The 9,355-nt window shown below is 74.8% G+C and carries 9 protein-coding genes; 7 read left to right on the top strand and 2 right to left on the bottom strand.

Annotated features, from left to right (window positions below; genetic code table 11):
* Positions 1-88 precede the first annotated feature (88 nt).
* Both LG943_RS24660 and mce read right to left on the bottom strand, forming a co-directional pair.
* The gene (locus LG943_RS24660) at positions 89-1,390 is read right to left on the bottom strand and encodes a DivIVA domain-containing protein (RefSeq protein WP_270074758.1); all 1,302 of its coding nucleotides are present in this window, start codon (positions 1,388-1,390) and stop codon (positions 89-91) included.
* Between the two features lie 581 nt (positions 1,391-1,971).
* Positions 1,972-2,418 carry a methylmalonyl-CoA epimerase gene (mce, locus tag LG943_RS24655; protein ID WP_270074757.1) on the bottom strand — a complete coding sequence of 149 codons (447 nt, stop codon included), beginning with the start codon at positions 2,416-2,418 and terminating at the stop codon, positions 1,972-1,974.
* A 105-nt stretch (positions 2,419-2,523) separates the two neighbouring features.
* Between mce and LG943_RS24650 the strand changes: the two genes are divergently transcribed.
* The 7 genes from LG943_RS24650 (at position 2,524) to LG943_RS24620 (ending at position 9,334) form a co-directional block, all read left to right on the top strand.
* Positions 2,524-3,717 (top strand): acetyl-CoA C-acetyltransferase, encoded by a 1,194-nt coding sequence (locus LG943_RS24650; RefSeq protein WP_270074756.1) that lies wholly within the window; start codon positions 2,524-2,526, stop codon positions 3,715-3,717.
* A gap of 90 nt (positions 3,718-3,807) precedes the next feature.
* Positions 3,808-4,470 carry a DinB family protein gene (locus LG943_RS24645; RefSeq protein ID WP_270074755.1) on the top strand — a complete coding sequence of 221 codons (663 nt, stop codon included), beginning with the start codon at positions 3,808-3,810 and terminating at the stop codon, positions 4,468-4,470.
* Between the two features lie 214 nt (positions 4,471-4,684).
* Entirely contained in the window at positions 4,685-5,629 is a 945-nt protein-coding gene (meaB, locus tag LG943_RS24640; protein ID WP_270074754.1) for a methylmalonyl Co-A mutase-associated GTPase MeaB, read from the top strand.
* A 186-nt stretch (positions 5,630-5,815) separates the two neighbouring features.
* The gene (locus LG943_RS24635) at positions 5,816-6,346 is read left to right on the top strand and encodes a MarR family transcriptional regulator (RefSeq protein ID WP_270074753.1); all 531 of its coding nucleotides are present in this window, start codon (positions 5,816-5,818) and stop codon (positions 6,344-6,346) included.
* 236 nt (positions 6,347-6,582) lie between these two features.
* Positions 6,583-7,224, top strand: coding sequence for a hypothetical protein (locus LG943_RS24630; RefSeq protein ID WP_270074752.1), 642 nt, complete (start codon positions 6,583-6,585; stop codon positions 7,222-7,224).
* Between the two features lie 141 nt (positions 7,225-7,365).
* The gene (locus tag LG943_RS24625; RefSeq protein WP_270074751.1) at positions 7,366-8,040 is read left to right on the top strand and encodes a hypothetical protein; all 675 of its coding nucleotides are present in this window, start codon (positions 7,366-7,368) and stop codon (positions 8,038-8,040) included.
* 154 nt (positions 8,041-8,194) lie between these two features.
* On the top strand, positions 8,195-9,334 hold the full coding sequence (locus tag LG943_RS24620; protein ID WP_270074750.1) for a hypothetical protein: 1,140 nt from the start codon (positions 8,195-8,197) through the stop codon (positions 9,332-9,334).
* Positions 9,335-9,355: the final 21 nt, after the last annotated feature.

Genomic DNA, 9,355 nt, shown 5'->3' with positions numbered 1-9,355 from the left:
CCCCCGGGCGAACCGGGGGCGGGGCCGCCGCCGTCGTGTCGCGGCGCTCAGGCCGCGGAGTCAAGGAAGCCGGGGAAGGCCGCTCGGCCTACTCCTGCCACCAGTCCTCGTCGTCGTTCTTGCGGCCCGAGGCGGCGCCGACCGGCTGCCGCGGGGACCGCTGGCCCTTGGACTCGATCGCCGCGGGGGGTTCGGCCGCCGCGACCGGGGCGGGCTCGGGAGCCGGCGGGGCCGCCGGAGCGGCGCCGCCGCCACCGCCCAGGAGCTGGCGGAGCTGGTCCAGGTGCGACTGGATGCTGTCGCGCTGGCGGCTGAGCTCGTCGACCTCGTGCTGGGCGATGCCCCGGATGCGCTCGGCCTCGGACTTGGCGTCGCTGACCAGGTGCTCGGCCTTGGACTTGGCCTCGGCCGTGATCTGCTCGGCGTTCTTCTTGGCGTTGGCGACGAGCTGCTTGGCGTGCTGCTCGGCGTCGCGGCGGGTCTGCTCGGCCTGGGCGCTGGCCTTGGTGGCGCGCTGCTCGGCGCTGGCGGCCCGCTCCTCGGCCTCGGCCACCAGCTTCTGGGTGGCGGCCTGGGCGGCGGCCAGGCGCTCGGCGTCCTGGCGCTCGGCCTCCTCGCGGCGGGCGGCGAGCTGGATCTCGAACTCCGCCTCCTCCTGGGCCCGCTTGGCCTCGCTCTCCTCAAGGAGGCGCTGGGCCTGGGCGCGCATCTCGTCGGCCTGGCGCTTGGCGGTCTGGAGGGTTTCGTCGCGCTCGCGCTTGGCCGAGGCGCGGGCCTGCGCGCACTCGCGCTCGGTGGTGGTGCGCAGCTTGGCGATCTCGCCCTCGAAGGTCGCCCGCTTCTCGGCGATCTCGTGGTCGACGGCCGAGCGCTTCTTCTGGACCTCGCGCTCGGTGGTGGAGGTCAGCTCGTCGGCCTCGCGGCGGGCCGTGGTGCGGATCTCGTCGGCCTCGCCCTCGGCGGAGGCGCGCATCTCGTCGGCCTCGCGCTGGGCGGTGGCGCGCAGCTCGGTGGACTCGTTCTCGGCGGCCGAGCGCATCTCGGCGGCCTCGATCTTGGCCTCGGCCTTGATGTCGTTGGCCTCGGCGCGGGCGCCCTGGACGAGTTCGGTGGCCTGCTCCTCGGCGAGGCGCAGCAGTTGCTCGATGCGCGCGCCCAGACCGGAGTAGGTGGGGCGCTCCTGCTCCTGGAGCTGGCGCTTGGCCTCGGCGAGTTCGTTCCGCTGGCGGTCGGACTCTTCGCGGGCGCGCTGGAGCTCGGACTTCAGTTGGTCGACGAAGGAGAGGACCTGCTGCCGGTCGAAACCGCGCAGCACCACGTCGAACTCGGTGGCTTGGTTGCCTTCCTCGAAGAAATTGGTGAGCTGGGCTTCAATATCGGACGACGACATGTGGCGGAATCCTGAACGAGTGACGAGACGGCTTCTGGACGGATGTTCGTGTCGAGTCGAGGCGCGGTCGATGACGCATCAACACGTGCTGCCGCTCCTCTCGCCACGATCCGGCGGTTGTGCGGGCACCTCTCGGGGGAGGGTACTCCGACGAGCGTGGCCCGCGGTGGCGGTTCACTCCGTTGGTACGGAGATGCACGTTTTCTTCGGCCGTGGGCCGCGGCCGCCGTTCGCGACGTGCCCGACTCGGCCGACCGCGACGGGCAGGGGACAGTGGTCGTACCGGGAAACCCGGCAGCTAGCAGACTTTATCAAGCTCAACGCCCCGCGGAGGAGGGTTTCCGGCACACCGAACACTTCCCGGTGCAAACGGCGACGCCGAGACGTGCGGCGATGCCCAATGTGACGGTTTCGTTACACCTGACTGGCGCTTCCCGCGGGGGTGCGGGGCGCGCCACGGGTCCAGTGACGCATTTCCATCATAGTGCCGCAAGAGGTCCATACGCCCCGAAATGTGCTAAGGAAGGGCGGTCCCGCCGCTGCCGCCGGCCGGCCCCGCCGCCCGCGCGCGCCGCCGCGCCTCACCCCTCGCCGTGGTGCCGCCCCTGGTCGGCGGCCTGCACCAGCTCGGTGAGGACCCCGCCGCAGTCCTTGGGGTGCAGGAACACGATGCGGGAGTCCATCGACCCCCGCCGCGGCGCGGAGTCCAGCACCCGCACGCCCGCGCCGCCGATCCCGGCGGCGGCGCCCGCCACGTCGGCGGTGCCGAAGGCGATGTGGTGCACGCCCTCGCCGTGCCGGGCGAGGAACTTCGCCACGGGGGAGTCGTCGCGGGTGGGCTCCAGCAGTTGCAGGTAGGTGGCGCCGCCGTCGTCGGTGCCGTTGACGCGCAGCATGGCCTCGCGCACGCCCTGCTCCTCGTTGACCTCCTCGTGGGCCACCTCGAAGCCGTAGGTCCGGCGGTAGAACTCGATGCTCGCCGCCAGGTCGGCGCAGGCGATTCCGACGTGGTCGATGCGGGTCAGCATGGGGACTCCAACCTCTTGAGCTGCGGCCGTGGGGCGTCTATGTATGGTGGCAGACGAGGTGTGGCGCGAAGTCGAAAGCCGCTCAAACACTACGGAGGCTCGCCAATGCCCGGATCCGTCATCGTCAGCGGAGCGCGGACCCCCATCGGCCGGCTGCTCGGATCCCTCGCCGGATTCTCCGCCGTGGACCTCGGCGGCTTCGCGATCAAGGCCGCCCTGGAGCGCGCCGGGATCGGCGGCGAGCGGGTCGACTACGTCGTGATGGGCCAGGTGCTCCAGGCCGGCCAGGGCCAGATCCCCTCCCGCCAGGCCGCCGTCAAGGCCGGCATCCCCATGAGCGTGCCCTCGCTGACCATCAACAAGGTGTGCCTGTCGGGCCTGGACGCCATCGCGCTGGCCGACCAGCTCATCGCCGCCGGCGAGTTCGACGTGGTGGTGGCCGGGGGCATGGAGTCCATGACCAACGCCCCCCACCTGCTGCCCAAGTCCCGCCACGGCTACAAGTACGGGTCGATCGAGGTGCTCGACGCCACGGCCCACGACGGCCTGACCGACGCCTTCGACGGCGACTCCATGGGCGCCTCCACCGAGCGGCACAACGCCCGCCTGGGCATCGGCCGCGCCGAGCAGGACGCCTTCGCCGCCCGCTCCCACCAGCGCGCCGCCGCCGCCGTCAAGGACGGCCGGTTCGAGGCCGAGATCGCGCCGGTCCGGGTGCCCCAGCGCAAGGGCGAGGACCGCCTGGTCACCGAGGACGAGGGCGTGCGGCCCGACACCACCGTGGAGACCCTGGCCCGGCTGCGCCCGGCGTTCTCGCCCGAGGGCACCATCACCGCCGGATCCTCCTCCCAGATCTCCGACGGCGCCTGCGCGGTGGTCGTCATGAGCCGCGCCAAGGCCGAGGAACTGGGCTGCGAGATCCTGGCCGAGGTCGGCGCGCACGGCAACGTCGCCGGGCCCGACAACGCGTTGCAGTCCCAGCCCTCCAACGCCATCCGGCACGCGCTGGGCAAGGCCGGCCGCGAGGTCGCCGACCTCGACCTCATCGAGATCAACGAGGCGTTCGCCAGCGTGGCCGTGCAGTCCATGCGCGACCTGGGCCTGCCCGAGGACTCCGACATCGTCAACCCCGACGGCGGCGCCATCGCGCTGGGCCACCCCATCGGCGCCTCGGGCGCGCGGCTGGCCCTGCACCTGGTCTACGAGCTGCGCCGCCGGGGCGGCGGCCTGGGCGCGGCGGCCCTGTGCGGGGGCGGCGGCCAGGGCGACGCCCTGCTGCTCCGCGTTCCCGGGGCCTGACCCCGCCGCCCGGCCCGTGCGCGGCGCGGTTGTCCACAGCCCCCGGATGCCGCTTTTCCCCGGGGCCGGCGGCGGCCTAGATTCGCCACCATGACGGACGCCACACCGCTCCCCTCCGCCGGCTCCTCTGACCCCTCCGCTCCCGCCGACCCCGCCGTCCCCGTCGACCCCACCCGCCCCGTCGGCGACACCGCGCCGCTGCCCGGCCCGCTCACCCTTGAGCAGACCGCCCCGTGGGTGCTGGGCACCACCGCCGCCGGCGAGCGCGCCACCCTCACCGCGTTCCTCGACTACCTGCGCTGGGCCGCCGCGCACAAGGCGCGCGGGCTGTCCGACTCCGCCGCCCGGCGCCGCCTGGTGCCCTCCGGCACCACCGTGGCCGGGGTCCTGCGCCACCTCACCGTTGTCGAACGCAACTGGTTCCAGCGCGTGCTGCGCGCCGACCCCGGGGTCGAGAAGGAGTTGCGCCCGCTCCTGGAGGCCGTGGAGTCCACCTTCACCGTCCCCGACGACACCCCGCTGTCGGCGGTGGTCGCCGACTACGAGCGCGAGTGCGCCCGCTCCCGCGCGGCGGTCGCCGCCCACCCCCTCGACCACACCGTCGACCACGACGAACTCGGCCCGGTGTCCCTGCGCTGGATCCTCCTCCACATGGTCGAGGAGACCGCCCGCCACGCCGGCCACCTCGACATCCTCCGCGAGCAGATCGACGGCGCCACCGGCGACCGGGAGCCCGCAACCGGCCCCGGCTGACCCGCCCGCGCGGTGCGGACCCCCAGGCGGTGCGTCGCGCCCGCGCGGTGGGGGCCGGGGCCGTCGGTGGCCGGCCGGTGGCGCCGCGGCCCCGGCCCGCGCCGGGGCGTCGGTACCCCCGGCGGGCGGCGTTTGCCATACTCAGGGGCTCAGAGCACGGGCCGTTGGGGCGGTCGCGCCCGGCGGCGGCCGGAGCACACACGAAGGGGGTCCGATGCGGGTCGGCGAGCTGGTGGAGCGGGTGCGCGGCGGCGACCGCCGGGCCCTGGCGCGGGCGATCTCCCTGGTCGAGAACGCCGCGCCCCAACTGCGCGAGATCACCGCCGGGCTGGCCCCCGCCACCGGCCGGGCGCGCATCACCGGGCTCACCGGGTCGCCGGGGGTGGGCAAGTCCACCTCCACCAGCGCCCTGGTGGCCGCGCTGCGGGCGCGCGGCGAGACCGCGGCCGTCCTGGCGGTCGACCCCTCCTCCCCGTTCACCGGCGGCGCCCTGCTGGGCGACCGGGTGCGCATGCAGGAGCACGCCACCGACCCCGGGGTCTACATCCGCTCCATGGCCAGCCGGGGCCACCTGGGCGGGCTGTCCTGGGCCACGCCGCACGCGCTGCGGGTCCTGGACGCCGCCGGGTTCGACCACGTCCTGGTCGAGACCGTGGGCGTGGGCCAGGCCGAGGTCGACATCGCCGCCCACGCCGACACCACCGTGGTGCTGGCCGCGCCGGGCATGGGCGACGGCGTGCAGGCGGGCAAGGCCGGTGTGCTGGAGGTCGCCGACATCCTCGCCGTCAACAAGGCCGACCGCGACGGCGCCCAGGCCACCGTGCGCGACCTGCGCCAGATGGTGGCGCAGGTCGACCGCGCCCCCGAGGAGTGGAAGCCGCCGGTGGTGGCCATGTCCGCCGCAACGGGCGAGGGCGTGGACGACCTGCTCAAGCGCCTGGACGAGCACGCCGCCCACCTGCGCGCCGCCGGTGAGCTGGAGCGCCGCCGCCGCGCCCGCGCCCGCCGCGAGATCGAGGCCATCGCCATGGCCGCGCTCGTGGACCGCCTCGCCGACGTGCGGGGCCACGCCGCGCTCGACGCGCTGGCCGGCGAGGTCGCCGGGGGCGGCGACCCCTACGCCGCCGCCGACTCCGTGCTGGCCGCGCTGGAGCGCTGACCGGCGGAGGAGCGGGGTCGGCGGTGTCGATACCGGCGCCGCCGCTGCCTGTTGTGCGCACCGGGAGAAAGCGTTGAAAGACACGGGAAAACCGGTGCGGCGCCGAGTCCGGTAACACCCCGCCGAGCTGCGGTGACCACAGGGTGTGGGTGATCGGCCGCGCGCGGCGCTCGATACAGTAGCGGAGTGGGTAACCCGCTTAATCTTCCGTTCGACCCCATCGAGCGTGCGCACGAGAACTGGACGCGCCGCTGGGGGGCCAACCCGGCGATGGCGGCGGTCACCTCGATCATGCGCGCCCAGCAGATCCTGCTCGGCCAACTGGACGCCGCGCTCAAACCCTACGAGCTGACCTTCGCGCGCTACGAGGCGCTGGTGCTGCTGACCTTCAGCTCCACGGGCGCCCTGCCGCTGGGCAAGATCGGCGAACGGCTGATGGTGCACCCCACGAGCGTCACCAACACCATCGACCGCCTGGAGCGCCAGGGCTTCGTGCGCCGCAAGCCCAACCCCAGCGACGGCCGGGGCACCCTCGCCGAGATCACCGACAGCGGCCGCCAGGTGGTCGAGGACGCCACCCGCGACCTCACCGCCATGGACTTCGGCCTGGACTGCTACTCCGACGAGGAGAATTGGCAGATCCACGCCATGTTCACCAAGCTCCGGGTGGAGTTCGGCGACTTCCCGGCGGACAAGGGCGGCGCGGCCGGCCGCTGAGGGCGCCGGAGCCGGGCCGCACTCGCCCGCGTTCGTGCGCACGAGGCGGGCGCGGCGACGCGGTGCAGTGTCGCGAGCCCCCCGGCCCGCCGCCGCGCGGGCCGTGCGGGGAAGGGCGAACCGGGCGCGGGAGGGCGGGCCGGGCCGGGAAGATTGCCAGGACGGCCGCCAGGCGCGATCATCGTCCTCGGCCCCGACCCCGCCGCTCGCAGACCCCCCACGACGGAAGGTGCGGCATGCCCGACGACCACTTCGGCGCCGTGGACGCCACGGCCATCCAGGCGGACCTGCAACGGCTGCGCACGGCCGGGGCCGGAGGGACCCGGCCCGCGCCGGAGGTCGGGCTGCTGGAGCGGGCGCTGGAGGAGTACGACCACGCCCGCGCGGCCTGGGGCGCGGGCGGCGACGACGCCCGGCGGGCCGACGAGCAGGCCGCCCGGACCCAGCGCGAGGTCGAGGCCCTGGGCGCGGACCGCCCCGCCGGACTGGCCGACCTGTCCGCCCTGCGGGAGCGCATCGCCGAGGCGGCCCGCCCGCCGGAGGCCGTGGTCCTCGCCTCGCGCCCGCCCGGCCCCGGCGCCGAGCCCGTGGAGCACTCCCGGCAGGTGGTGGCCGACGCCGCCGCCCAGGTGAACCAGGCCCGCAAGAGCCTGGAGGACCGCCACGGCACCCTGGTCGCGGCGACCGTGGACGCCCGCGACGGCGTCCGCACCACCCGCGGCGCGATCGAGGCGGCCGCGCGCGCAAAGGCGCGCGGGGCCGACGGCGCGGGACTGCCGAAGTCGCCGAAGAAGGCCGCCGCCCAGCGGCCGCAAACCGCGCCGGCGGCCCGGACCCCGCGCACGGACCCCGGCTCCGCGCGCCGCCGCACCCGCTGAGCCCGGGGGCGGGTCCGGGGCGCGCGCAGGCCGGAGCCGGTCCCCGGGGTTGCCCTTCGGCCGCCCGCACGCCATCATCCGGTTCCGGACCCCGCCCCCGTCCGCCATCCCAACGTGCACGTGTCGGACAACGGAGGCGGCATGGTCGAGAGCGGTAACCCCGACGGTCCCAGCACCGAAGGGCTGGAGTACCTGAACCAGTTGTTGAACCAGGTCAAGGGCCGCAGGCGCGAAGCCCTCGGTGGCGCGGCCGCGGACTTGGAAGCCGCCGTGCGCGACTGGTCGGCGGCGCGCCGGGAGCTGTCCGCCCTGATGCCGAATGCGCGGAGCCTGCTGGACCAGGCCAGGAACTCCGCGCACCCCCGCGCCGGGAGCCTCGAAAGCCTGGTGACGCAGAGCGGGACCGCACAGTCCCCGCAGCGGGGCAGCCCGCTGCGCGGCGGTGCGCTGGATGAGTTGCGCCGGCGCAACGGGGTGGTCGACCGGGCGCTGTCGTGGGGGCGTCCGAAGGAGACCGTGGACGCCATGACCGAGGCGCTGCGGGCGGACACGAGGCGGATCACCCAGCAGACCGAAGGCATGCGCGCGGACATCCGCACCATTTGGGACGTTCAGGCCGAGTTCGACGGGCGGGGCAAGGCCGAGGAGCCCCCGGCCGAGCAGAGCCCGCTCGCGAGCAGAATCGCGGACGAGGTCAGGGGGAGGTTCCGCAGGGCGAGCGCGGACGGCGGCGAGGCGCGCCCCGGGCGGACCCAGCCCTCGCGCGCCCCTGTCCCGCAGGCCCGCGAAGGCCAGGGGCAATCCGCGAAGGCGTAGCCGGACCCGCCCGCGCCGCCGCGCCGCCCGGTCCGCTCGCTGGACGCCGGGTGGCGGGAGGCGTCCGCCGAGGCGGCCCACCGGCATGACCACCACCCGACCCCTATTCCCGCCTCCCCGCCGTTCACGACCACCCCGCCCCACGGAGCCAGCCATGACCATTGACCCTCCCGTCGAAGACGCGTCGATCAGTCCCTACCTCGGTTACGAAAAGCGGCAGCCCGGTGAAAGCTCCTACGTCGACCTGCGGGGGGAGAACGTCAAGGCCCGGGAGGGCTACGCCAAGGCGAGGGAGGTCCTCGGCGAGGCGGCCAAGGAGCTTGCGGACTTCCACACGGCGTTCGAGGAGAAGGTCCGCGGGCTGGTGGAATCCTCCGCGAACCCTGACCTCTCCGCCGCCTGGCGGCGGCTGTCGGAGGCGTACCGCGACCCCGACCGGGTGAACGCCGCACCCTATGAGGCGCCCACGCTGCAACTCCAGGCGGGCCGACGGCAGCGGTGGCGGCACCCGACGAGACGCTCCTACGGCGCGGCGGTCGTCGACGGCGCCAAGCGCACGCTCTCGGCCAACACCACCGCCGTCGGCTACGACACCGAACGGATTGCGGCCGCGGCCAAGGACACGCGCGCGGTGCTGAGGGCGGCCGAGCAGGAACTCGCGGCGGCCCTGTACGGCCGCAACGAGGCGAACGCCCACCGCCACGAGTTCGCCGACGTCGACAGGCCGATCCGCCACCACGTGAACGCGGTGCGCGCGGTCCCGGACCAGGCGCCTCTGCTGCGCTCCTACGCGCTTCTGCTGGACCGCTACAAGGAGGTCCGGGTGGAGCGGGGGCGGGCGATGCGCGACCTCCAGGCGGAGAAGAACGACGACGCCCTGCGGCTGGACCCGCGCTGGACGGAACTCCGGAAGGAGGTGCGCAACGACCGCTTCACGCTGGAGCCGCCGCCCACCCGGGGGGACCAGGAGCCGGACCCCGTGGCGACGGTGGAGCGCGCCAAGCGCGCGCTGGCGCGGGAGATCGGGAAGGTCATCAGGCAGACGCGGGACGCCGCCGAGTTGACGGAGCGGAGTCGGCGCTCGCGCGGTGGTGACCCGTTGGAGGCGAAATCCGAGACGGCCGCCGAGGCCGCCGCCCGCCCCACCGGCGCGGTGGCCACCGACGCGCCGCGCCGCTCCACCGCCGCCCGACCTTCCGAGACGCCGACGCGTCGCTCCACGCGCGCGGTCATCCAGCCCGCGAGTCGCCGCGGGTTCCCGTCCGGCGGAGACCGGCCAACGCACCGCCGCTGACCCACCCCTCCCCCCGCCGGA

Origin of the sequence: Streptomonospora mangrovi, assembly GCF_027604915.1 — a bacterium.
Classification (GTDB): Bacteria; Actinomycetota; Actinomycetes; order Streptosporangiales; family Streptosporangiaceae; genus Streptomonospora; species Streptomonospora mangrovi.
The sequence above is the reverse complement of the archived record's forward strand: the minus strand, read 5'-3'. Positions and strand labels throughout refer to the sequence as shown.